The following is a 22312-nucleotide window of genomic DNA, read 5'->3' as shown; positions in this document are numbered from 1 at the left end:
CGCACGCCTCGGTGTACCGCCTGTTCCTGCGCCGCCGAATGCGTTCGTATACGCCAGGCGGCAGCGAGGCCGTCCGGGGGCCTCCCGCGGGAAAGGACGTTCATGACGACCACGACGACGACCGATGAGCGGGCCATCGCGGAGTTGCAGCGGGAACACGGCCCCGCCCTCTTCCACTTCCTGCTCGGCCTGACCTTCGGGGACCGGCAGCGGGCCGAGGACCTGGTGCAGGAGACCCTGGTACGCGCCTGGCAGCATCCGGAGGCCTTCGCCGCGCCCTACGACTCGATGCGGCCCTGGCTGTTCACGGTCGGCCGCCGCCTCGCCATCGACGCCCGGCGCTCCCGCCAGGCGCGCCCCGCCGAGGTCGGCGACACTCTGCTGGAGAGCGCCCCGGCGGTCCAGGACACCGCGGACTCGGCCGTCCACGCCCTGGACGTCCGCGAGGCGGTCCGCACCCTGAGCCCCGAACACCGCGCGGTGCTGGTGCAGATCTACTTCCACGGACTGAGCGTCACCGAGACCGCCGAGGCGCTCGGCATCCCGGCCGGGACCGTCAAGTCCCGTTCGTACTACGCGCTGCGGCTGCTCTCGCGCAATCTGCCCGGCTACTCACCGAGGTCCTCCGCCCGCAACAGGGCGAGCAGGGCCGAGGCCTCCGCCACCTCCACGTAGTCGCGGGCACAGCGGTCGCAGAGCTGGAGGTGGCCGGCGACCCGGCAGGTCTCCTCCGCGTCCAGCGCGTCCAGGACGTACGCGCCCAGCAGCAGGCGCACATGCGGGTCGTCGCCGGGGTCGGCACTCATTCACAGCCTCGCATCTCCTGGGCGATCCTCCGCTTCTGCCCACGCGGGGCGCCCGCCCCCGGTTCAATGCTGCAGGAAGCCCGGTACCGAGCAAGGAAAGAGGCGAGACGGGATGCGTCCCGAGGATACGCGTGGGACCGGCGGGGACGGGCTGCCGGTACCGATGGCCTGGCTGTACACGGAGTACACCGCCGACGAGCTGTTACGCACCGGCGACCTGATGGAACCGACGACGCTGGAGTTCCGGGCCGGGCGGGACGCGCTCGCGCTCACGATCTTCCTCTCCGGCCTCCTGGGGGACGCCCCGCTCCCCCGCGCGCTGTCCGAGGCCCGCGTCGACGAACTGCGGCTGCTCACGGCGTACGGGGCCACCTGGCGGAGCTGGGTCTGCGAGCGGCTCGCGGAGTCGGAGCGGCGGGCCGGGCCCGGCGACCCCGACCTGGCACTGGCCCGGGCGGCCTGGCGGTGGCTGGAGGAGACCGAGCTGCTCGCCGCCGACCTCGACGCGATCGTGCCCGCGCCCTGGGAGCCGGTGGCCGGGGGCGCGCTCGACGGCGAGGGGGAGGTCCAGGTGTGGACCCCCGCGTGGCAGCTGGGCCTGCCGCTCGGGCATCTGGCCGTGCATCTGTGCTGATCCGGTCCGGGCGGGCCGGCCGGGTACGGCCCGCCGGTTCTCACCGCCGTACGGGACGCAGGAGTCCGGCGGTGAGAGCGGTGACGAGCACGAACAGCGCCATGGGGGCCAGGGGCAGCAGACCGTAGGCCCGCTCCAGCAGGGCGTCGACGTTGGCCATGACCGTCAGGAACCACCCCACGGCCCCCACCAGCACCATCACGTACACCCGGCGCTCCCGCAGCAGGCGCATGCCCACCCACAGCACCAGAGCCATGGTCAGGGTGGTGTTGACGACCGCCGAGGTGAACGACACGTCCGACGAGTAGCCCGGACCGGCGCCCATGTTCGTGGCCGCCTGTCCCACCAGTGACACGAACAGCCCGTCGGAAAGGATCACGTGCGACAGGGCCACCGCGACGACGGTCACGAGGAACCCCTTCCCGACCCGGACGGCGGGAGCGGACCGGGCGGGCGAGGCAGCCGGGGCGGAGGCAGTGGGCGGGGCGGTGGGGCGGGTGGTGGTGGGCATGGATCGGCTGCTCCTCGGACCGGGAAGGGAAGATCACTGCGAATCCGCCCCACAGTCTGTCAGGGGCCTTCCCACCCCTGCGCACCAGGTCACAGGGGCCGGGCGGGGCTCACGAACCGTGCACTCCCGCGCGGTACTTGGGCAGCCGGAGCGTGATTCTCATGCCCGCGCCGATCCCGGTCTCGATGACGAGCCCGTACCCGTCCCCGTACACCTGGCGCAGCCTCTCGTCGACGTTGAGCAGGCCGATGCCGGTGGAGGTGGTGGCCTCGCCCCGCAGGATGCCCCGCAGCCGTTCGGGGTCCATGCCGCTCCCGTTGTCCTCGATCACCACCTCGGCCTCCGATCCGGCGTCGAGCGCGCTGATGGTGATCCGGAAGGGGGCGGCCTCCTCGGTCCGCGTCCCGGGCAGGGTGACGGCCCCCTCCAGACCGTGCTTGACGGCGTTCTCCACCAGCGGCTGGAGGCAGAGGAACGGCAGGGCGACCGGCAGCACTTCGGGGGCGACCTGGAGGGTGACGGAGAGCCGTCTGCCGAAGCGGGCGCGGACCAGCGCCAAGTACTGGTCGATGGAGTGCAGTTCGTCGGCCAGGGTGGTGAACTCACCGTGGCGCCGGAAGGAGTAGCGGGTGAAGTCGGCGAACTCCAGGAGCAGTTCGCGGGCCTGCTCCGGGTCGGTGCGGACGAACGAGGCAATGGCGGCGAGGGAGTTGAAGATGAAGTGCGGGGAGATCTGCGCCCGCAGCGCCTTGATCTCGGCCTCGATGAGCTGCGTACGGGAGCGGTCCAGCTCCGCCAGTTCCAGCTGTACGCAGACCCAGCGCGCGACCTCGCCCGCCGCCCGGGCCAGCACCGCCGACTCGCGCGGCGCGTAGGCGACGAGCGCGCCCAGGACCCGGTTCTCGACGGTGAGCGGTACGGCGACCGCCCAGCGCAGGGGGCAGTCGAGGTCGGCGCAGCCGCTGTCGAAGGCGGTGCCGCGCCCGCCCTCCAGGAGCGCCTCGATGTGGCCCATCACGTCCTTGCCGTGGTGGTGCCCGGCGCCGTCCCAGACCAGGACGCGTTCGCGGTCGGTGAGACAGAGGGCGTCGGTGCCCAGCAGGGAGCGCAGCCGGCGGGCCGAGCGGCGGGCGCTCTCCTCGGTGAGGCCGGCGCGCAGCGGGGGCGCGGCGAGGGAGGCGGTGTGCAGGGTCTCGAAGGTGGCGTGCTCGACGGGGGTGCCGACATCGCTCGGGCGCAGCGGGCGGGCGGCGGTGCGGCGGCCCAGCAGGAACCCCGTACCGAGCAGCAGCGCCGCCAGGACGACGAGGACGGCGACCGTGGCCCCGGTCATCGTTCCCTCCCGGCGGCCCGGGCCGAGGTGAGCGCCTCGGGGAGGTGGAAGCGGGTCATGGCGGCGTTGGTGCCCGGCGGTATCCGCCCCGGTGTCGCGAGCGAGACGAGGATCATCGCGAGGAACCCCACGGGGACGGACCAGACGGCGGGCCAGGCGAGCAGGGCGTGCGGCCAGCCCGGCGGGGTCACGGCCCCGCTCACGGTGATCGCGACGGCGAGGAGCGCGGAGCCGCCGCCGAGCAGGAGTCCGGCGATCGCGCCCGGCGGGGTGAGCCGGCGCCACCAGATGCCGAGGACGAGCAGCGGGCAGAAGGAGGACGCGGAGACGGCGAAGGCCATGCCCACCGCGTCGGCCACCGGCACCCGGCTGACCAGCAGCGAACCGGCGAGCGGCACGGCGATGGCGAGGACGGTGGCGAGCCGGAAGTGGCGTACGCCGCGCGAGGGCAGGACGTCCTGGGTGATGACCCCGGCGACGGCCATGGTGAGCCCGGACGCGGTGGAGAGGAACGCGGCGAACGCCCCGCCCGCGATGAGCGCGCCGAGGAGATCACCGCCGAGCCCGCCGATGACCCGGGCGGGCAGCAGCAGGACGGCGGCGTCCGCGTCGCCGCCGTGCCGCAGCTCGGGGGCGTACAGCCGGCCGAGCGCCCCGTAGATCGGCGGCAGCAGGTAGAAGAGGCCGACCAGGGCGAGGACGGCGACGGTGGTGCGGCGGGCGTCGCGGCCGTTGGGGCTGGTGTAGAAGCGGACGACGACGTGCGGCAGGCCCATGGTGCCGAGGAAGGTCGCCACGATGAGCCCGTACGTCGCGTAGAGCGGGTGGTCGGCACGGAAGACGGCGAACTGGTCGTCGAAGCTGACCCGGGGGCGGCCGTCGCCCTGCCAGGCGAGCACGAGGAAGAGGGCGGGGACGAGCAGCGCGGTCAGCTTCAGCCAGTACTGGAAGACCTGGACGAAGGTGATGGACCGCATCCCGCCCGCCGCCACCGCGACCGTCACCACGGTCGCGACGAGTACGTCGCCGAGCCAGCCTGGCGCCCCGGTGAGGATCTTGAGCGTCAGCCCGGCGCCCTGGAGCTGCGGGACGAGGTAGAGCCAGCCCGCACCGACCACGAGGATGCTCACCAGCCGGCGGACCTGCAGCGATTCGAGCCGCCCCTCGGCGAAGTCCGGCAGGGTGTACGCCCCCGAGCGGCGCAGCGGGGCGGCGACGAAGACCAGCAGCACGAGGTACCCGGCGGTGTAGCCGACGGGGTACCAGAGCATGTCCGGGCCGTGCAGCAGGACAAGACCGGCGACCCCGAGGAAGGAGGCGGCGGAGAGGTACTCCCCACTGATCGCGGCGGCGTTGAGCCGGGGCCGCACGGTACGCGAGGCGACATAGAAATCGGAGGTCGTACGGGAGATGCGCAGGCCGAAGCCGCCGACGAGGACGGTGGCGAGGACGACGAGGGCGACCGCCACCCAGGACGCCGTGTGGTCGGGGGTGCTCACGGTCGGGGGCGGCCCTCCACCAGCCGGGCGAAGTCGCGCTCGTTGCGCTCCGCCCTGCGCACGTACCACCAGGCGGCCAGGGTGAGCGGCGGATAGGTGGCGAAGCCGAGCACCGCCCAGACCAGGGCGGCGCTGTTCAGGGCGGCGAACAGCAGCGGCAGGGTGCCCGCGACGAGGGCGAGGACGGCGAAGACGGTGAGCCCGGCACGGAGCTGGCTGCGCATCAGCGAGCGGACGTAGGCGCCGCCGAGGGCGGTCTGCTCCTCGATCTCCGACTGGGTGCGGTAGCGAGGCAGCGGACGCACCCGGCGGGGCTCTCCCGTGACGACTTCGCGCCGGGGTGCGGTCTCCTGTGACATGGGCTCGGAGTGTAGGCGGCGGGGGGTGGTGCTGGGAAGGGATCGCCAAAGGTCGCCCCAGGTCAGCGGCCGCCTGTCGGCATCGGGTTCAGCGGCCGCCCTGGCGCATCAGCAGGTCGCGCAGGGCCCGGGTGTGGCGGCGGCTGACGGCCAGTTCGGCCTCCCCGATGCGCACGCTCATGCTCCCCGCGTCCAGCCGCAGCTCGTCGATCCGGCCCAGCGCCACGAGATGGCGGCGGTGGATCCGGACGAAGCCGCGCGAGCGCCAGCGCTCCTCCAGGGTGGTGAGCGGGATGCGGACGAGATGACTGCCGGTCGCGGTGTGCAGCCGGGCGTAGTCGCCCTGCGCCTCGGCGTACGCGATCTCGTCGATCGGGATGAAGCGGATGACACCGCCGAGCTCGACCGGGATCTGGTCGGTGGCGGTGTCGTTGACCGGGGCGGAGCGGTCCCCCACCTGCTCGGCGACGCGGCGCACGGCCTCGGCGAGGCGTTCGCGGCGGACCGGTTTGAGGACGTAGTCGACGGCCTTGAGGTCGAAGGCGTGGACGGCGAAGCCCTCGTGCGCGGTGACGAAGACGATGAGCGGGGGCGAGGCGAATCCGGCGAGGAGCTGGGCGACGTCGAGGCCGGTGAGGCCCGCCATGTGGATGTCGAGGAAGACGACGTCGATCGCGGACGGGTCGTCGGGGCCCGCGTCCACGGCGCTGCCGATGCGGCGCAGCGCCTCGGTCGCTCCGGTGGCACCTTCGGCGCTGCGGATGCGGGGGTCGGCGCGCAGGAGGTAGAGGAGCTCCTCCAGCGCGGGTGGTTCGTCGTCGACGGCGAGTACGCGCAGCATGAGCCCGGAGTTTAGGCCTTGCGGGGGCCGATGGCTTGAGTGAATCCCGGCTTGTTCCCGTACCGCAGTACATGCAGACGACCGAGCCCCACATCCGTGTGGGGGCCTATGCCCTGGGCGTGCTCGGGAGGGCCGACGCCTTCCGGTTCGAGGAGCACCTGGAGGAGTGTCCGCAGTGCCGTGCCCGGGCGCGCGAGCTGGCCCGGGTGACGGCGCGGCTGGCGGTGGCCGGGCCGGTGGTGCGGCCGGGTCCCGGGCTCGCGGACCGGCTCATGGAGGCGGTGGCGGCCGGCCGGCGCAGGGCGGGCAGGCGGCGGCTCGCGCTGGTGGCGGCCGCGGTGGTGCTGGCGGTGGGCGGCCCGTGGGCGGCGGCTGATCTCTCGGGCCGTCCCGGTGGTCCGGGGGACGGGGTGCGGGTGCAGCGGTGGGTGGGGGCGGACCGGGGTTCGGGGGCGGCCGCGGTGGTGACGGCGGCGCGGCACGAGTGGGGTACGGCGGTGGCTCTGGAGGCCGTGCGGGTGCCGGCCGTCGGGGTGTGCTCGCTGATCGCGGTGGGCCGGGACGGCAGCGAGGAGACGGTGACCAGCTGGTCGGCCGGGGTCCCGGGGGACGGGCTGGTGGAGGTGGACGGCGGGGCGGCGCTGCGGCCGGAGGCCATCGACCGTTTCGAGGTGCGGACGGCGGGCGGGCGGCGGCTGGTGACGGTCACGCGGTGAGAGCCCTCCGTGCTCACTTCAGGAACTTGGACAGCCTCCGGTCGGCCAGCGGTTTGCCGCCGGTCTGGCAGGTGGGGCAGTACTGGAGCGAGGAGTCGCTGAAGGAGACCTCCAGGATGGTGTCACCGCAGACCGGGCAGGCCTCCCCTGCCCGGCCGTGGACGCGCATCCCGCTCTTCTTCTCGGACTTGAGCTTTCCGGCCTCCACTCCGCCGGTCCGTTCCACGGCGTCCTTGAGGGTGGTGCGCAGCGCGGTGTACAGGCGGGTGATGTCGTCCTCGTCGAGGTCGGCGGTCCTTTTGAACGGGGACATCTTCGCCACGTGCAGGATCTCGTCGCTGTAGGCGTTGCCGATGCCCGCGATGAGCGACTGGTCGCGCAGGGCGCCCTTGATCTGGCGGCGCGCCCCGCCGACGATTCCGGCGAACGTGTCCCGGTCGAAGGCGTCGGCGAGCGGGTCGGGGCCGAGGCGGGCGATGCCGGGGACGTCCATCGGGTCGCGGACGAGGTGGACGGAGAGCCGCTTCTTGGTGCCCATCTCGGTGAGGTCGAAGCCGTCGCCGTCGGCGGTCACCAGGCGCAGGGCGAGCGGGCCCTTGCCGGGGCGCGGCGGGGCGGCCGGGAAGGAGTCCTTCCAGCGGAGCCAGCCCGCCCGGGCCAGGTGGGTGCAGAGGTGCAGCCCGCCCGCCTCGATGTCGAGGAACTTGCCGTGGCGGGCCACCGAGGTGACGGTGGTCCCGTCGAGGGCGCTCAGCGGCGGGTCGTACGTCTTCAGGACGCTGATCGCCAGCGGGAGGACGCGGGCGATCTCCTTGCCGGCCAGGTGGTCGTCGAGGAAGACCCGCAGGGCTTCGACTTCGGGCAGTTCGGGCATGGCACCAGCCTGCCGCAGGGTGCGTACGGCTGCCTGTCAGGAGACCGGTGCCGCCACCCGGCCGACGGTGAACAGCGCGCCGATCGCGTCGAACTCCGCCTGGACCGCCTCGGCCAGCCGGTCCAGGTCCGGCAGCGCCTTGCCGTCCGCCACCAGACCCACATGGACCCGGCCGCCGTACGTCGACAGGGCGACGGCCAGCGACTGCCCGCGGGCCAGCGGTGCCATCGGGTACAGGGCGCTCAGCGGGCAGCCGCCGAGGGAGAGCGCTGAGCGCGGCAGCGGGACGCTGGTGACGAGCAGGTCGAAGAGCATCCGGGCGGCGTTCGCCGCCAGGGGTGCGCCGAACCGGTGGGCCAGCGGGTGCAGTTGGTCGGCGAGTACGGCGACGGCTCCGGCGCCCTTCAGGGGTCCGGCCGCCTTGTTGCGGTCCATCGCTCCCCGGACCCTCCGCAGCCGTTCCCGGGGGTCGGCCGTGCCGACGGGCAGGTCGAGGAGGTAGGCGGAGAGGCGGTTCCCGGTCACCGCGCCGCCGGGCCTGCGCCGTGAGACGGGGACCAGGGCGCGCGGGTCGGTGCCGGTGAGCGCCTCACCGCGCTCCTCCATCCAGCGGCGCAGGGCCCCGGCGACCACGGCGAGCAGGATGTCGTTGGCGGTACCGCCCTCGGCCCGCCGGATCCGCTGGAGGGCCGTGGCGTCCAGATCCGCGGTGGCCAGGCGCCGGGTGCCGCTGGAGGGTGCGGTGAAGGCGGTGTCGCCGCGCAGGTCCAGGCGGCCCGCGCGGACGACGGAGGCGCCCACGCCCAGCGCCCGGCCGACCTCGCCGATCCGGCCGAGCGCCATGCCCGCCACCTCGCGGGGGTCGGGGAGCCAGGAGCGGGGCGGCACGGCGGGGCGGCCGCGTGCGCCGGGCCGGGCCGCGGTGGCGGCGATCTCGTCGAAGATCCCGGCCCCGATGGCGACCGCCCGCATCCCGTCGGCCAGCGCGTGGTGCAGCTTGACCAGCACGGCGAAGGGCCCGTCGTCGGCGCCGCCGATCAGATACACCTGCCAGGGCGGCAGCCCGCGGCCCAGCGGCTGTTCCATCAGCTCGCCGGCCAGCCGGGTGGCTCCCGCCATGAAGTCGCCGTCGGCCACGGCGACGCGGTGGACATGGCGGTGCACGTCGAAGTCCTTGTCGACGGTCCAGGCCGCCCCGCCGACCGGCAGCAGGACGTCCCGTACGCACATCCGCAGCCGGGGGATCGCGGCGGCCCGGGTGCGGAGCAGCTCCAGGACGTGGAGCCGGGTGACACCGGACGCCGGGGCGAAGACGGCGAGCGCGCCCAGGTGCATGGGGTGGGCGTCGGATTCGAGGTGCCAGAAGGCCAGATCGAGCGGGGCCAGGAGTTCGGTACCCAACAGAGGGCCTCATGTCGTCGGGGGCGGAACGGCCGTACCCCCGCAGTCAATCCTTCGCGGTCGGTTACGGTCAAGTACGGACATGTTACGTACTGTTACAGCTGCGTTCTTTGTGGGATTCCTGGCACCTCACGACCGGTCGGGGATCAGGAACTCGCACCACACGCACTTTCCGCTGCCCCGGGACTCCACGCCCCAGACGTCGGCCAGCCGGTCGACGAGCATCAGTCCGCGGCCCGAGACCCCCGACTCCCCCGCGTCCCGGCGCCGGGGCAGGGCGCTGGAGCGGTCCTCCACGTCGACGCGCAGCCGCCGCTCGGAGCCGGCCATCACCCGGATCGTCACGACGGCCCCGCCGTCGGTGTGCATCAGCGCGTTGGTGATCAGCTCGTCGGCGGCCAGTTCGATCTCGTCGGCCCGCTCCTTCGCCCCCCAGGCGCGCACCGCCGCCCGGATCATGTGCCGGGCGGAGCTGAGCGCCTCGGGGTCGTTCTGGGCGACGTGCTGCCGGAGCCTGCCGCCGGGCTGGGGCGCCTGGGCCGCCCGGCGGCGGAGCAGCAGGAGCGCCACATCGTCCTGGCCGCCGCGCACGTCGACGGCGTCGCAGAGCTCGTCGGCCAGCTTCTGGAGGTTCTGCGGGCCGTTGGAGACCAGAGTGGTCAGCAGCTGCATGCCCTCGTCGAGGTCGGAGCCGGGCAGCTCGACCAGGCCGTCGGTGAACAGGATCATCGTCTGGCCGGGGTCCAGCTCCGCGGTGGTGACCGGGTACTCCAGCCGCCCGAACTCCGCGGAGAGGCCCAGCGGCAGCCCACCGTCGGACGGCATGCGGCGGCAGCTGCCGTCCACGTCGCGCACCAGCGGGTCGACATGGCCGGCCCTGACCACCTGGACGACCCCGGTGGTCAGGTCGACCTCGGCGTAGGTGCAGGTGGCGAAGCGGTCGGTGTCCAGCTCGTGGAGGAAGACGGAGGCGCGCGCCATGACGGTGGCGGGGCTGTGCCCCTCGGCCGCGTAGGCCCGCAGCACGATCCTGAGCTGCCCCATGACGGCGGCGGCGTGGGTGTCGTGGCCCTGTACGTCCCCGATGACGGCGCCGACCCGTCCGCCGGGCAGCGGGATCAGGTCGTACCAGTCGCCGCCGATGTCCCGGCCGAGCCGGGCCGAGCGGTAGCGGACGGCGACCTGCGCCCCGGGGACGGCCGGGATCCGGCGCGGCAGCATCGCCTGCTGGAGCCCTTCGGCGAGGTCGTGCTCCTGTTCGTAGAGCATGGCCCGCTGGAGGCTCTGGGCGATCGAGGTGCCGAGCGCCATGAGGAGGTTGCGCTCGTCGGGGGTGAAGCCCGCCTTGTCGCGGTAGAGCAGGCCGAGTGCGCCGATCGGGCGGGCCTGCGCGATCAGCGGCATATAGGCGGCCGCGGTGATCCCCAGGTGGCTGATGTTGGGCCAGAGGACCGGGTAGGAGGTGGCGAAGTCCTCGGCGGACTCGATGAAGCGCGGGGTGAGCGTACGGACGACCTCACTCATCGGGTACTGCTCGTCCACCCGGGTGAACCGGGTGCCGGGGACGTAGGCGCCCTCGGGGCCGTCCGCCACGAGGTGGATGCGGCCGGACTCCAGCAGGCCCATGACGAGGCTGGTGGCCCCCAGGTGGGCGAGGCCCTGGGAGTTCTTGAGGACCGCGATGACGTCCTTGACCGTACGGGCGTGCGCCAGGGACGCCGTGGTGCCCTCCACCAGGCTGGTGCGCTGGCGCCGCTCCACGTCCAGCTCCTGCCGGGCGGAGGAGTCGGCCAGCTCCTGGGTCGCGTCGCGGACGATCCCGATGATGCGGCGCGGCCGGCCGGTCCCGTCCCGGCGGACGAAGCCCTGGGTGTGGGTCCAGCGCAGGGTGCCGTCGCGGCGCTGGATACGGAAGTAGGCGCCGTAGTTGGTACGGCCGCTCTTGAGGGCCTGCGAGACCATTCCGTCCAGCCGTACTGCCTCGTCGGTCGGCACGCGCTGGGCGAGCGAGACCGGCCGGTCGTCGTACTCGTCGGCGGTCAGGTCGAACACGTCGAGGGCGGGCTGGTCCATGTGCAAGAGGCCGGTGTCCAGATCCCAGTCGAAGCTGCCCATACGGTTCAGGGCGAGGCTGAGGTCCGGGTGGGCGGGCCAGTCGTCCGGGAGTGACAGGGCACCCGCTACCCGATCATCCATGTGGGCCACTTTGCCACCATTTGTCAGATTCTTCGAGTGATCCGTACGCCGACCGGAGCGGTCACCGCACGAGCTGGAGGAGGTCCGGGCGCGGCCCGGTCAGCCGGCGAACGGCTCGGGGACGCCGGAGTCCACCGGCTCACCGAACTCGTCGAGCTCGCCGAAGTCGTCGGGTTCGCCGGGGAAGACCTGGGTCGGCTCCGGTACCGCACCGGGCTCGTCCTCCAGCTCCCACGGCTCGTCGGTCGGCAGGCCGTCGAAGTCGTCCGGCGCCTCGGTGCCGGGGTCGGGCTCCATGGGCGGCGGGCAGCCGGGGGGCAGCTCGGCGGGGCCGTCCGGGGCCGAGGGGTCCGGGCACTGCGGCTCCTCCGGTTCGGCGGGGGCGGGCGCCGACGGGGTGGCCTCGGGGGCTTCGGGCTCGGAGGGGCGGGCCGGCGACGGGAAGAGCAGATCGTCGCTCGGCTCGAAGGGCGGCGGCTCGTCCGGGGTCCGGTCGCGTCCGCCGTCGTCACCGACGGTCCGCTCGATCCAGGTGTTGTCCGCGGTGTTCACGATGACCAGGCCGGTGACCGGCTGCACGCCGGGCTCGATCGCCAGGATCCGCGTGGGGTCGTAACCGGGCCAGCGCTCGCCCCGGTGGGTGACCTGCCCCTTCGCGATCACCGGCTCGCCCAGCGGATTGCCGCAGGCGCAGCGGACCCGGGGCAGGCCCCTGCTGTCGACCAGGACGGCGGTGCCCGCCTGGAGCACGGCCTGGAAGGCGGTGGCGGAGCCGGCGCTGTAGCCGTGATTGGTGACCTGGGCGTCGGCGCGCAGGACCACCGGGGTGAGCGAGCGCAGATAGCCCGGGATCTGCACGGCCTCGATGCCGGCCGTCTCCGCGAAGGCACGTGCCTTGTCCTGGTCGGCGGCCAGCAGGCGGGCCTGCTGGCCGACGTCGCAGGCGGCCTCGGACCGGACGCCCCCGTAGAGCCCGGGGACGGCGCCCGAGACCCGGTGGACCGTACGGGTGGCGGAGCCGTCGTCCTCCTCCGGCGAACGGGTGGGGGACGGCGAGGGTGCGGCCCGCACCGTCGACCTGGTGAAGGGGCCGGGGCCCGGCTCGGCGAGCGGCTGAAGGAGGACGTCCTTGGCCTCGGCGGTGCCGGTGGTGCCCTTCGTGGTCCTGTCCCCGGCGCTGTCGCAGCCGGTGGCGGCCAGCAGAACCCCGGCGGACAGTGCGGCGAGCACGGCGTGCCGGAAACGTCTGGGTGAGCGCACGGGGCTCTCCTGCCTGTCCATGGCGAACGGATGGATCGTCACCATCTGTGCCGCACCGGACGCCCGCCCGCAAGCGGACGCCGGGCCGCGAAGAGCCGTCTTGAACGCGTTCAAGAAAACCTCTACTCTCATCTCAGGAGTTGAACGTGTTCAAAGACGGGGGTGGGGCTGTGACCGTACTGGTCAACGCGATCGTGATGGTGGGCATGTTCGTCATCGTCCCGACAGGGCTGCGGCTGACCGGGCTGCGGGAGCTGGACCGCACCCGAAGGCTCTGGCCCCTCTTCGCGGCGCCCGGCGCGGTGGCCCTATGGCTGCCGCGTGGCCCTACCGCCACCGCGCTGGCCTCGTGCTACGCACTGGGCACCGTCGTGCTCGCCCTGCACGGCACACGCCGGGCGGTCCGCGACCGGGACCTCTCCCCCGCCTGGATCGCCCTCCTCACCGCACTGGTCACCCCGGCCGTCGCCGCACTCGCCCTGGTCGCGGAGCGGTGGGGCCACGAACTGTTCGGCTTCGAGCTGGGCATCCTCGCCCTGACCGTGCCGCACTTCCACTTCGCCGGTTTCGCCGCCGCCCTGGTCGCCGGTCTCGTCTGCCGGGTCTCCGACGGCCGCGCGGGCCGGTTCGCCGCGCTCAGCGTGCCGCTGGGCACGCTCCTCGTCCTCGTCGGCTACTTCATCGGTGACTGGGCCGAACTGGCCGGGGCCGTGCTCCTGACGGCGGGCATGTGGACCGTCGGCCTGCTCACCTGGCGCCTGGGACGCGAGGAGGGGCGGGACAGGACGACCCGGCTGCTCCTTCTCACCTCCGCCGCCGTCCTGGTGGCGACCATGCTCCTGGCCCTGAGCTGGGCGGTCGGCGAGGCGACCGGGCTGCCCCACCCCACCCTGACCTGGATGGCCGCCACCCATGGCCTGGGCAACGCACTGGGCTTCGCCCTCTGCTCGCTCCTCGCCTGGCAGCGCATCCGCACCACCACCCGTCCGTCCGACCAGTCCCACCCGTCCCACCCGGAAAGCAGGACAGCATGAGCACGCTCACCTACCCCGAGGTCGGCGCCACCCGCCTCGGACCGCTCCCCAAGGGCTACAACCACCTGCACCACCGCACCCGGGTCGGCCGGGGCGCGGACGACTTCGCGGCGGCGGGAGCTGCGGTGACCGAGTGGCGGATGCACCGGGCATCGGGCACCAGGGTCGACGCGTCGGCGGCGCGGGCGGAGCCCGGTGGCAGGGTCAGGATGGCGCTCGGCGTGGGGCCGGTACGCCTGGCCGCCACGTGCGAGGTGATCTGGACGGCGTACGGGGAGGAGGGCCGCACCGGTTTCGGCTACGGCACCCTCTCCGGGCACCCAGAGATCGGTGAGGAGTGCTTCGTGGTCGACCTGGCGGAGGACGGCACGGTCTGGTTCACAGTCATGGCGTTCTCGCGCCCCGCCGTCTGGTACGCACGGCTCGCAGGGCCGATCGTGCCCCAGGTGCAGCTCTGGTACGCGCGCCGGCTGGGCCGGACGCTGCGCCGGCTCGTCGCGGCGGGCTGAACGCCGACGCCGGGCCGATACTGGCAGGGATGGAGTGGTTCTCCGCCGACGGCTACTGGCTGAGCAGGCTGATCTTCCAGCGGACGCTGGCCGTGATCTACCTGGTCGCCTTCCTCTCGGCCGCCCTCCAGTTCCGGGCACTGATCGGTGAGCGCGGCATGCTCCCCGTACCGGAACTGCTCCGGCGCACCCCCTGGAAGGCGGCGCCGGGGCTGTTCCGGCTGCACTACTCCGACCGCTTCTTCGCCGCCGTCGCCTGGGGCGGCTGCGCGGTCTCGGTGGCCCTGATCGCGGGGCTGGACGGTCGCCTTCCGCTCTGGGGCGGAATGCTGCTGTGGGCGCTGCCCTGGGTGCTGTACCTGTCGATCGTCCAGGTCGGGCAGGTCTGGTACGGGTTCGGCTGGGAGTCGCTGCTCCTGGAGACGGGGTTCCTCGCCGTCTTCCTCGGTACGGGGGACACCGCGCCGCCGGTGCTGGTGCTCTGGCTGCTGCGGTGGCTGCTCTTCCGGCTGGAGTTCGGCGCCGGGCTCATCAAGATGCGCGGGGACGCGTGCTGGCGGAAGCTGACCTGCCTCGACTTCCACCACGAGACCCAGCCGATGCCGGGGCCGCTCAGCTGGTTCTTCCACCACCTGCCACGCCCGGTCCACCGCGTCGAGGTGGCCGCCAACCACGTCACCCAGCTGCTGGTGCCCGTCCTGCTGTTCACCCCGCAGCCGGTGGCGAGCGCGGCCGCCGCCCTCATGGTGCTCACCCAGCTCTGGCTCGTCCTGTCGGGCAACTTCGCCTGGCTGAACTGGCTGACCATCGCCCTGGCGCTCTCGGTGATCGACTGGACCCCGCTCGCCGGGGAGCCGCCCGCCCTCACCGCGCCGCCGCTCTGGTACGAGGCGGCCGTCATCGCGGTGACGGCCCTGGTGCTGGTCCTCAGCTACCGTCCCGCGCGCAATCTGCTCTCGCGCCGGCAGGTGATGAACCGCTCCTTCGACCCCCTGCACCTCGTCAACACCTACGGCGCTTTCGGCTCCATCAGCAGAATGCGGCTGGAAGTCGTGGTGGAGGGCGCGGCCGACAGGGTCGCGGACGAGGGCGCCGACTGGCGGGAGTACGGCTTCCACGGCAAACCGGGCGATGTCAGGCGGCTACCGCGCCTCTTCGCCCCGTACCACCTGCGGCTCGACTGGATGATGTGGTTCGCGGCGCTCTCCCCCGCGTACGCGCGCTCCTGGTTCGGCCCGTTCACCGAGCGGCTGCTGCGCGGCGACCGGGACACGCTCCGGCTGCTCGCGCACAACCCGTTCCCGGACGCCCCTCCGGTGCATGTGCGCGCCCGGGTCTTCCGCTACCGGTTCACGGACCTGCGGGAGCTGCGGGCCACCGGCAACTGGTGGCACCGCACCTACGTCCGGGAATTCATGCGGCCCGTCTCCCGGCCGCTCCCGCCGGAGCGGGAGGGCCGGGAGACGGGCCGTGAGCAGTGCTGAAGCGGCCTGCCGAAGAGGCCTGCTCGAAGCGGTCAGTCGATGCCGGGCAGGATGTGCGGCTCGGCGAGGTCGTCCTCGTAACCGGCCAGCCGGATCGGTGCGGACCTGGCCCACACCTCGATGTTCCGGAGCTTCTCGGGCCGTGCGGTCCGCTCCCCGTACCGTTCGGCGGGTCGCTTCTCGCGCATCGTCAGTTCTGGTGTCGTCACCGCGCACTCCTCTGTGTCGCGTCACCCGGGGCGTAGCCGACGCTCCGGCTGCGACGCCGGAGGCCGACCGCCCCGCGGTGGGGCAGGGGCTTGGAACATGTCGGTCGCGGTGGCGCCGTGTCGGGGCGGGACGGCGGTCGGGTTGCAGACCTGTCCCGGGACGGTCGGGGAACCTTCGTGGGCTCCTCGATGGCGTCCGTTGGCCTCAGAGTAACCAAATGAGCGGCTCTGCGCTCGATAGAACGTGTGCAGTGGGTCACTTTCGGCCACTTCGGACAGCGAAAACCCGGCTCAGGATCCATCCTGAGCCGGGTCTGCGGCCGCCGCACGGAGGGTGCGGTTCCGGTTGGGCCGGGCGGGTTACGCCGCCGGGCGGCCGGTCACCAGTTGGCGGGGGCGTAGTCCTTGAGGAAGCAGCCGTAGAGCGCCTCGCCCTCCTCGCCGCGCACGATCGGGTCGTAGACCCGGGCGGCGCCGTCGACGAGGTCCAGGGGGGCGTGGAAGCCCTCCTCGGCCAGCCGCATCTTGTCCGGGTGCGGCCGCTCGTCCGTGATCCAGCCGGTGTCCACGGCCGTCATCAGGATGCCGTCCTTCTCGAACATCTCCTGGGCGCTGGTGCGCGTCAGCATGTTGAGCGCGGCCTTGGCCATGTTGGTGTGCGGGTGGCCCGCGCCCTTGTAGCCCCGGCTGAAGACGCCCTCCATCGCGGAGACGTTGACGACGTACGCGTGCTTGGCGGCGGCCCTGGCCATCGCCGGGCGCAGCCGGCTGATCAGAATGAAGGGCGCGGTGGAGTTGCAGAGCTGCACTTCGAGGAGCTCGATCGGCTCGACGTCCTCGACCGTCTGGACCCAGCTGTTGGTGTCGTGCAGATCGGGGACGAGCCCGCCCGCGTCGATCGCGGTGCCCGCGGCGATCCGGGCCGGGGAGGCCGAGCCGGTGACCAGGGCGAGGTCGGTCACCTCCTGGGCGCTGAGGCCCTCCTTGCGGGCCGCGGGGAGGGCCGCCACCCGGTCGACCGTGCCGCTGCCGAAGGTGCCGATGACCTCGGCGGCGGGCAGCACACCCGCGGGCAGCGGAGCGGACTCGGCGTTGACGAGCTCGCTGTAGGCGCCCGGGGAACGGCGTACGGTCTGGGCCGCGTTGTTGATCAGGATGTCGAGCGGGCCCTCGGCGGCGACGGAGTCGGCCAGCGCGACGACCTGGGCCGGGTCGCGGAGGTCGATGCCGACGATCTTCAGCCGGTGGATCCACTCGTCGCTGTCCTCCATCGCCTTGAAGCGACGGATCGCGTCGTTGGGGAAGCGGGTGGTGATGGTGGTGTGCGCCCCGTCGCGCAGCAGCCGCAGCGCGATGTACATGCCGATCTTCGCCCGGCCGCCGGTGAGCAGCGCCCGGCGCCCGGTGAGGTCGGTGCGGGCGTCGCGGCGGGAGCGGTTCTCCTTGGCGCAGGGCTGGCAGAGCTGGTGGTAGAACGCGTCCACCTCGACGTACCGGGTCTTGCAGATGTAGCAGGAGCGCGGGCGCTGGAGTATCCCCGCGATCTCGGCCGCGGCGGACGAGGAGGGCAGGACGCCCTGCGTCTCGTCGTCGATGCGCTCGGCCGAGCCTGTCGCGGTCGCCTCGGTGACGGCCCGGTCGTGGGCGGTCTTCGCGGCCCTGCGCTCCTGGCGGCGGCGCTGCTTCACGGTGCGGTAGACCCCGGCGGTGGCCCGGCGGACGGCGATGGCGTCCGGGTGGTCGACCTCGATGTCGTCGAGCTCGTCCAGCACGCTCAGGCAGACGGCCAGTCGCTCCGGATCGATACCGGGACCGAACTCGTCGATTCCGGGAGCGAGCTCCGGGCTGTCCTCTGTCACCGTCATTGCCGTTCCTCTGTCATCTTCATCCCCGCGGGTCAGGGATCACCGCAGGCCGAAACACCCCGCCCAAGTTTGCCATGCGCGCGAGGCTGTTCCGTTCGAGCCGGAAACCGGGGCGAGAACCGGGCCGGAATCGGGGCGGATCCGGGGCAGGAACCGGGTCGGAAACCGGGTCGGGAAAACTTTTCCGGAAATGCGGACATGACTTCGCGACGACCGGGAAGGCGACCGTCCGACACATTGGGTGACAGGGAGGGTGACACCATGACGGCGATGTCAGTGCGAGCCACCGGAGCGACGGCGCCGCTGAGCGACGACCTGGTAGGCACGCGGACCGACGTCGGCGCCGAGGAGCTGCCCTGGGTCGAGGACGCCGGCAAGGTCGCCCCCAAGGACGCGCGGGCCCTGTCCAAGGTCTTCTTCGACCGCCTCCAGGTTCTGGAGGAGGGCACCCACGAGTACCAGTACGCCCGCAACACCCTGATCGAGATGAACCTGTCGCTGGTCCGCTTCGCCGCGTCCCGGTTCCGCAACCGCGGCGGCGACGACACCGAGGACATCATCCAGGTCGGCACGATCGGGCTGATCAAGGCGATCGACCGCTTCGACCTCTCCCGCGAGGTCGAGTTCGCCACCTTCGCCGTCCCCTACATCGTGGGCGAGATCAAGCGCTTCTTCCGCGACACCACCTGGTCCGTGCACGTGCCGCGCCGCCTCCAGGAGCTGCGGGTCGACCTCGCCAAGGCGAAGGAGCAGCTCTCCGCCGAGCTGGACCGCGACCCCACGGTCAAGGAGCTCGCCGCCCACCTGGACCTGCCCGAGGAAGAGATCATCGAGGGGCTCGTGGCCGCCAACGGCTACTCCGCGGGCTCGCTCGACACCCCTTCGGCGGACAGCGACTCCGGCCAGGAGCAGCGCGCGTACGCCGATGTGCTCGGCGAGAGCGACCCGGGCATGGAGAGCGTCGAGAACCTGCACACCCTGGCACCGCTGCTGGAGCAGCTCGACGACCGGGAGCGCCGGATCGTCCAGATGCGCTTCGGGGCGGAGATGACCCAGGCGCAGATCGGCGCGGAGCTGGGCGTCTCCCAGATGCATGTGTCCCGGCTGCTGACCCGGATCGTCAAGCAGCTCCGCAAGGGAATGAGCGTCGAGGCGTGAGCCCCCTCACTCCCTTCACTCCCTGAACAGGCCGGGGGCTTCCCCGGCACCCGCCGTTCGTCCGGTCGGGCACCCTTCCGGGTGCCCGACCGCTTCCTGTCAGAGCGGCGGCCTGCGGCATCTGCCGAGGCCGCCGATCACATATGCTTCCCGACGATCGGCCGGATGGGCTGGCACCGTTCGTGCGAGGGGGTGGAGGGGTTGGCCGAGTCACCCATGGGCATGTCCCTCAAACCTGTGGGCACCGTCGGCATCCCCGCTCAGCAGGAGATCACCGGCGACCCCTCCCCCAGCACCCTCCTGTGGAACGTCGACGCGACCATCCTCCTGGTGGAGGACGACGCGGGTGACGCGCTGCTGGTCGAAGAGATGCTCACCGACAGCGAGCTGGACTCCGCCCTCACCTGGCGCAAGTCGCTCGCCGAGGCCCGCGCTTTCCTGCGCACCTGTGCCACCCCCGTCTGTGTGCTCCTGGACCTGCACCTCCCGGACGTCAACGGCCTGGACGCCGTACGCCAGATCCTGGAGTCCGACAGCGACGCCGCGATCGTCGTCCTCACCGGTCTCGACGAGTCGGGCACGGGACTGCGCGCGGTCGCCGGAGGCGCCCAGGACTACCTGGTCAAGGGGAGACTGGACCCCGAGATGCTCTCTCGGGCGATCCGCTACGCCCTCCAGCGCAAGGAGGTCGAGCGGGCGGCGGCGGCACTGCGGTCCAATCAGCTGATCGCGCAGGAGAACGCCCGGCTGGAGCGCGGCCTGCTGCCCGTCCCGCTGCTGCGCGACGACCGGTTCCAGGCGCGCGCCCGGTACGAGCCGGGGCGCGTCCACGGGCTGCTGAGCGGTGACTTCTACGACGTCGTGCAGACCGCCGACGGCGCCGTCCACGCGGTGATCGGCGATGTCTCGGGGCACAGTGCGGCGGAGGCCGCACTGGGAGTCTGCCTCCGGGTGGCCTGGCGTACCGCCGTCCTGTGCGGGACCTCCCACCTGGAGCAGATCGAGCTGCTGGAGAAGATCCTGGTCGCCGAGCGGTCGGACTCCCACGTCTTCGCCACGATGACCTCCCTGACCTTCGCGTCCGACGGGCGCAGTGCGCAGATCGTGCGGGCTGGGCACCCCGGTCTGCTGCTGCGCCGGGGCGAGGAGGTCCGCTGGGTGGAGCCGGCGGGCGGCATGGCGCTCGGGCTGCTGCCCGGAATGGGCCGGTGGCCGACGGTCGACCTGCCCCTGGCGCCCGGTGACGGCCTGGTGCTCTTCACCGACGGACTGTTCGAAGGGCGCACCGGCCCGGACAGCCGCCTCGGCGAGGAAGGGCTGCTGGCCATGGCGCAGGCCCACGGGAATCTGCCGGGCCGCCGGTTCATCGACGCGCTGGTGGCCGGAGCCACCGAGGGGGCCGCCCCCTACGGCGGACTTGCGGACGATGTGGCCGTACTGCATCTGGGCTGGGGATCGGAACTTTCATGAGTACGCACGACAAGGCCGCTCCGGTACGCACCGGCACGGCCGCACGGCTCTCGGTGCAGAACTGGGTGCACCTGATCCTCGGCGGATTCATCGTGGTCGTCTGCGCCTGCCTGGTGGTCGGCGGGCTCGTGCTGGCCCGGATGTCCGACCAAACCAACGATCTGGTCGACCGAATACAGCCCGCGCGGTCGGTCTCCTTCCAGCTGCAGAACGCCCTGCTGGACCAGGAGACCGGGGTACGCGGTTTCGCGCTGACGGGCGACGACTCGTTCCTCGAACCGTACGAGGCGGGCAAGGCCGCCGAGCGGGAGCGGCTGGCCCGCGCCCGGCAGCTGGTCGGCGGGCAGGAGCAGTTCGCCAGGGATCTCGACGCCATCGAGGCCGCTGCGCGGCAGTGGCGCGAGAGCAAAGCCGTGCCGCTGATGAAGCTGGTCCGCGAACAAGGGCCGAAGGAGTCCGGCGCGTCGGCGCAGCTGCAGAGCAGCAAGGCGGATTTCGACGCGCTGCGGCGTGCCTACACCGCCCAACAGAGCCATCTCGACGAAGCCCGCGACGCCGCGCGGGCCGACCTGAACGAAGCGCGCACCACCCGCGACCAGGTGCTGTTCGCGCTCGTCGCCGTCTTCGTCCTGACCGTGGTGGCGCTCAGTGTGCTGCTGCACCGGGTGGTGGGCGTCCCGCTGAACCGGTTGCGCGCCGCCTCCGAGCGGGTGCAGTCGGGAGCCTTCGGGCAGCGGATCGAGATCAAGGGGCCCTCCGACGTCCAGGCCGTGGCCGGGGCGGTCGAGGATATGCGGCGGCGGCTGGTCGACGAACTGGACGGGGCGCAGAGCCGCGAGACGCTGCTCGCGGAGCAGACGGAGGAGCTGCGGCGCTCCAACTCCGAGCTGGAGCAGTTCGCGTACGTCGCCTCGCACGACCTCCAGGAGCCGCTGCGCAAGGTCGCGTCCTTCTGCCAGCTCCTGGAGAAGCGGTACGGCCAGGAGCTGGACGACCGGGGCAAGCAGTACATCGCCTTCGCGGTGGACGGCGCCAAGCGCATGCAGGTCCTCATCAACGACCTGCTGACCTTCTCCCGGGTGGGCCGGGTCCACGACAGCTGGAAACCGGTCGATCTGGGCAAGGCGCTGGACCGTGCGCTCGGCAACCTGACGCTGGCGGTCGAGGAGTCCGGGGCGGTGGTGGAACGGCCGGAGACGCTGCCCGAGCTGGTCGGCGACTCCACGGCGCTCACGATGGTCTGGCAGAACCTCATCGGCAACGCGGTCAAGTTCCGCCGGGAGGACGTGGAGTGCCGGATCACCGTCGACTGCCTGCGCGAGGACGGGGACTGGCACCTGACCGTCTCGGACAACGGGATCGGGATCGCGCCCGAGTTCGCGGACAAGGTGTTCGTGATCTTCCAGCGGCTCCACGCGCGTGACGAGTACGAGGGAACGGGCATCGGCCTCGCGCTCTGCCGGAAGATCATCGAGTTCCACGGTGGCCGGATCTGGCTGGACGCCGGAGCGGGTGAGGGCACCCGCATACACTTCACCCTGCCTGTCGCGCCCGACGCGCCCCAGCACACCACCGCGGAGCTCCTCGCTCCCGCTCCGTCCATCAGCCAGCCGGGAGACCCTTCGTGAACAGCCCCGTACAGCCCATCGAAGTCCTCCTGGTCGAGGACGATCCCGGCGACGAGCTGATGACCCGTGAGGCGTTCGAGGACAACAAGATCCGCAACACCCTGCACGTCGTGCGCGACGGCCAGGAGGCGCTGGACTTCCTCTACCGGCGCGGCGAGCACACCGAGGCACCCCGCCCCGACCTGGTGCTCCTGGACCTGAACCTGCCCAAGTACGACGGCCGGCAGGTCCTGGAGCAGATCAAGAGCGACCCCGAGCTGGCGCTCATCCCGGTGGTCGTCCTCACCACCTCCTCGGCCGAGGAGGACATCCTGCGCAGCTACAAGCTGCACGCCAACGCGTACGTGACCAAGCCGGTGGACCTGGACCAGTTCATCGCGGCGGTACGCCAGATCGACGAATTCTTCGTGACCGTGGTGCGGCTGCCCGGTCGTGCGTAGGATCGTTCCGGACTGCCTGGAGTGGGACCCTTCGACGCGGGTAGACGAATGGCGGAATAGGGTCTCCGACCTCACTGCGGCGCCT

General features: G+C 72.3%; 22 protein-coding genes. 10 read left to right on the top strand and 12 right to left on the bottom strand.

What is annotated here, in order from left to right:
* Positions 1-102 precede the first annotated feature (102 nt).
* A complete protein-coding gene (locus tag IE264_RS11145; protein WP_015612889.1) occupies positions 103-675 on the top strand; it encodes a sigma-70 family RNA polymerase sigma factor in 573 nt (190 codons plus the stop codon).
* Here IE264_RS11145 and IE264_RS11140 read toward each other — a convergent pair.
* On the bottom strand, positions 609-806 hold the full coding sequence (locus IE264_RS11140) for a zf-HC2 domain-containing protein (RefSeq protein WP_015612888.1): 198 nt from the start codon (positions 804-806) through the stop codon (positions 609-611). The genes IE264_RS11145 and IE264_RS11140 overlap by 67 nt on opposite strands.
* Positions 807-918: 112 nt before the next feature.
* Here IE264_RS11140 and IE264_RS11135 point away from each other — a divergent pair, with 112 nt between their 5' ends.
* A complete protein-coding gene (locus IE264_RS11135) occupies positions 919-1440 on the top strand; it encodes a hypothetical protein (protein WP_015612887.1) in 522 nt (173 codons plus the stop codon).
* Positions 1441-1480: 40 nt separating this feature from the next.
* On the opposite strand, the gene IE264_RS11130 is transcribed toward IE264_RS11135, so the two are convergent.
* The 5 genes from IE264_RS11130 to IE264_RS11110 form a co-directional block, all read right to left on the bottom strand.
* Positions 1481-1951 (bottom strand): hypothetical protein, encoded by a 471-nt coding sequence (locus IE264_RS11130; RefSeq protein ID WP_032756767.1) that lies wholly within the window; start codon positions 1949-1951, stop codon positions 1481-1483.
* Positions 1952-2060: 109 nt separating this feature from the next.
* Entirely contained in the window at positions 2061-3284 is a 1224-nt protein-coding gene (locus tag IE264_RS11125) for a sensor histidine kinase (protein WP_015612885.1), read from the bottom strand.
* Positions 3281-4783, bottom strand: a complete 1503-nt coding sequence (locus IE264_RS11120; protein ID WP_032756769.1) for a sodium/solute symporter — start codon at positions 4781-4783, stop codon at positions 3281-3283. The genes IE264_RS11125 and IE264_RS11120 overlap by 4 nt, the downstream gene beginning before the upstream one ends.
* On the bottom strand, positions 4780-5142 hold the full coding sequence (locus IE264_RS11115; protein ID WP_015612883.1) for a hypothetical protein: 363 nt from the start codon (positions 5140-5142) through the stop codon (positions 4780-4782). The genes IE264_RS11120 and IE264_RS11115 overlap by 4 nt, the downstream gene beginning before the upstream one ends.
* A gap of 88 nt (positions 5143-5230) precedes the next feature.
* Positions 5231-5983, bottom strand: coding sequence for a LytR/AlgR family response regulator transcription factor (locus IE264_RS11110; RefSeq protein ID WP_015612882.1), 753 nt, complete (start codon positions 5981-5983; stop codon positions 5231-5233).
* Between the two features lie 71 nt (positions 5984-6054).
* Here IE264_RS11110 and IE264_RS11105 point away from each other — a divergent pair, with 71 nt between their 5' ends.
* Positions 6055-6699 (top strand): anti-sigma factor family protein, encoded by a 645-nt coding sequence (locus IE264_RS11105; RefSeq protein WP_032756772.1) that lies wholly within the window; start codon positions 6055-6057, stop codon positions 6697-6699.
* A 13-nt stretch (positions 6700-6712) separates the two neighbouring features.
* On the opposite strand, the gene IE264_RS11100 is transcribed toward IE264_RS11105, so the two are convergent.
* The 4 genes from IE264_RS11100 to IE264_RS11085 form a co-directional block, all read right to left on the bottom strand.
* Positions 6713-7573 carry an Fpg/Nei family DNA glycosylase gene (locus IE264_RS11100; protein WP_032756774.1) on the bottom strand — a complete coding sequence of 287 codons (861 nt, stop codon included), beginning with the start codon at positions 7571-7573 and terminating at the stop codon, positions 6713-6715.
* A gap of 36 nt (positions 7574-7609) precedes the next feature.
* Positions 7610-8974, bottom strand: a complete 1365-nt coding sequence (locus tag IE264_RS11095; protein ID WP_032756776.1) for a wax ester/triacylglycerol synthase family O-acyltransferase — start codon at positions 8972-8974, stop codon at positions 7610-7612.
* Positions 8975-9103: 129 nt separating this feature from the next.
* A complete protein-coding gene (locus IE264_RS11090) occupies positions 9104-11170 on the bottom strand; it encodes a SpoIIE family protein phosphatase (protein WP_015612878.1) in 2067 nt (688 codons plus the stop codon).
* A 99-nt stretch (positions 11171-11269) separates the two neighbouring features.
* The gene (locus tag IE264_RS11085) at positions 11270-12430 is read right to left on the bottom strand and encodes a DUF6777 domain-containing protein (protein WP_032757053.1); all 1161 of its coding nucleotides are present in this window, start codon (positions 12428-12430) and stop codon (positions 11270-11272) included.
* A gap of 170 nt (positions 12431-12600) precedes the next feature.
* On the opposite strand from IE264_RS11085, the gene IE264_RS11080 reads away from it, so the two are divergent.
* From IE264_RS11080 to IE264_RS11070, 3 genes are read left to right on the top strand one after another with little or no spacing between them, the layout of a single operon-like run.
* Positions 12601-13464 carry a YndJ family protein gene (locus IE264_RS11080; RefSeq protein ID WP_051821801.1) on the top strand — a complete coding sequence of 288 codons (864 nt, stop codon included), beginning with the start codon at positions 12601-12603 and terminating at the stop codon, positions 13462-13464.
* Positions 13461-13973, top strand: a complete 513-nt coding sequence (locus tag IE264_RS11075; protein WP_015612875.1) for a DUF1990 domain-containing protein — start codon at positions 13461-13463, stop codon at positions 13971-13973. Before IE264_RS11080 ends, IE264_RS11075 begins: the two co-directional genes overlap by 4 nt.
* A 29-nt stretch (positions 13974-14002) precedes the next feature.
* Positions 14003-15457: a lipase maturation factor family protein gene (locus IE264_RS11070; protein ID WP_032756778.1), complete on the top strand. Its 1455-nt coding sequence runs from the start codon at positions 14003-14005 to the stop codon at positions 15455-15457.
* A gap of 32 nt (positions 15458-15489) precedes the next feature.
* Here the strand turns inward: IE264_RS11070 and IE264_RS11065 are convergent, their stop codons facing one another.
* Entirely contained in the window at positions 15490-15666 is a 177-nt protein-coding gene (locus IE264_RS11065; protein WP_015612873.1) for a hypothetical protein, read from the bottom strand.
* 380 nt (positions 15667-16046) lie between these two features.
* Positions 16047-17531, bottom strand: a complete 1485-nt coding sequence (locus IE264_RS11060) for an SDR family NAD(P)-dependent oxidoreductase (RefSeq protein ID WP_032756780.1) — start codon at positions 17529-17531, stop codon at positions 16047-16049.
* 261 nt (positions 17532-17792) lie between these two features.
* Between IE264_RS11060 and IE264_RS11055 the strand changes: the two genes are divergently transcribed.
* From IE264_RS11055 to IE264_RS11040, 4 genes are all read left to right on the top strand, one after another.
* Positions 17793-18689, top strand: coding sequence for an RNA polymerase sigma factor SigF (locus tag IE264_RS11055; protein ID WP_032756782.1), 897 nt, complete (start codon positions 17793-17795; stop codon positions 18687-18689).
* A 237-nt stretch (positions 18690-18926) separates the two neighbouring features.
* Complete coding sequence (locus tag IE264_RS11050; protein WP_032757055.1) at positions 18927-20159, top strand: PP2C family protein-serine/threonine phosphatase; 1233 nt, start codon at positions 18927-18929, stop codon at positions 20157-20159.
* On the top strand, positions 20156-21787 hold the full coding sequence (locus IE264_RS11045) for a sensor histidine kinase (protein ID WP_032756784.1): 1632 nt from the start codon (positions 20156-20158) through the stop codon (positions 21785-21787). Before IE264_RS11050 ends, IE264_RS11045 begins: the two co-directional genes overlap by 4 nt.
* Positions 21784-22227: a response regulator gene (locus IE264_RS11040; RefSeq protein WP_015612868.1), complete on the top strand. Its 444-nt coding sequence runs from the start codon at positions 21784-21786 to the stop codon at positions 22225-22227. The genes IE264_RS11045 and IE264_RS11040 overlap by 4 nt, the downstream gene beginning before the upstream one ends.
* The last annotated feature ends 85 nt before the right edge of the window (positions 22228-22312 follow it).

The organism is Streptomyces microflavus, assembly GCF_014650075.1.
Classification (GTDB): Bacteria; Actinomycetota; Actinomycetes; order Streptomycetales; family Streptomycetaceae; genus Streptomyces; species Streptomyces microflavus.
Note: the sequence above shows the minus strand (reverse complement) of the source record. Positions and strands in the feature narration are given on the sequence as shown.

What these genes read in the sequence shown, in the direction of transcription:
- IE264_RS11100 (WP_032756774.1), bottom strand. Translation starts at nt 7,573, where the DNA reads ATGCCCGAACTGCCCGAAGTCGAAGCCCTGCGGGTCTTCCTCGACGAC.
- IE264_RS11130 (WP_032756767.1), bottom strand. Translation starts at nt 1,951, where the DNA reads ATGCCCACCACCACCCGCCCCACCGCCCCGCCCACTGCCTCCGCCCCG.
- IE264_RS11140 (WP_015612888.1), bottom strand. Translation starts at nt 806, where the DNA reads ATGAGTGCCGACCCCGGCGACGACCCGCATGTGCGCCTGCTGCTGGGC.
- IE264_RS11115 (WP_015612883.1), bottom strand. Translation starts at nt 5,142, where the DNA reads ATGTCACAGGAGACCGCACCCCGGCGCGAAGTCGTCACGGGAGAGCCC.
- IE264_RS11075 (WP_015612875.1), top strand. Translation starts at nt 13,461, where the DNA reads ATGAGCACGCTCACCTACCCCGAGGTCGGCGCCACCCGCCTCGGACCG.
- IE264_RS11105 (WP_032756772.1), top strand. Translation starts at nt 6,055, where the DNA reads ATGCAGACGACCGAGCCCCACATCCGTGTGGGGGCCTATGCCCTGGGC.
- IE264_RS11045 (WP_032756784.1), top strand. Translation starts at nt 20,156, where the DNA reads ATGAGTACGCACGACAAGGCCGCTCCGGTACGCACCGGCACGGCCGCA.
- IE264_RS11060 (WP_032756780.1), bottom strand. Translation starts at nt 17,531, where the DNA reads ATGACGGTGACAGAGGACAGCCCGGAGCTCGCTCCCGGAATCGACGAG.
- IE264_RS11070 (WP_032756778.1), top strand. Translation starts at nt 14,003, where the DNA reads ATGGAGTGGTTCTCCGCCGACGGCTACTGGCTGAGCAGGCTGATCTTC.
- IE264_RS11110 (WP_015612882.1), bottom strand. Translation starts at nt 5,983, where the DNA reads ATGCTGCGCGTACTCGCCGTCGACGACGAACCACCCGCGCTGGAGGAG.
- IE264_RS11125 (WP_015612885.1), bottom strand. Translation starts at nt 3,284, where the DNA reads ATGACCGGGGCCACGGTCGCCGTCCTCGTCGTCCTGGCGGCGCTGCTG.
- IE264_RS11145 (WP_015612889.1), top strand. Translation starts at nt 103, where the DNA reads ATGACGACCACGACGACGACCGATGAGCGGGCCATCGCGGAGTTGCAG.
- IE264_RS11055 (WP_032756782.1), top strand. Translation starts at nt 17,793, where the DNA reads ATGACGGCGATGTCAGTGCGAGCCACCGGAGCGACGGCGCCGCTGAGC.
- IE264_RS11135 (WP_015612887.1), top strand. Translation starts at nt 919, where the DNA reads ATGCGTCCCGAGGATACGCGTGGGACCGGCGGGGACGGGCTGCCGGTA.
- IE264_RS11090 (WP_015612878.1), bottom strand. Translation starts at nt 11,170, where the DNA reads ATGGATGATCGGGTAGCGGGTGCCCTGTCACTCCCGGACGACTGGCCC.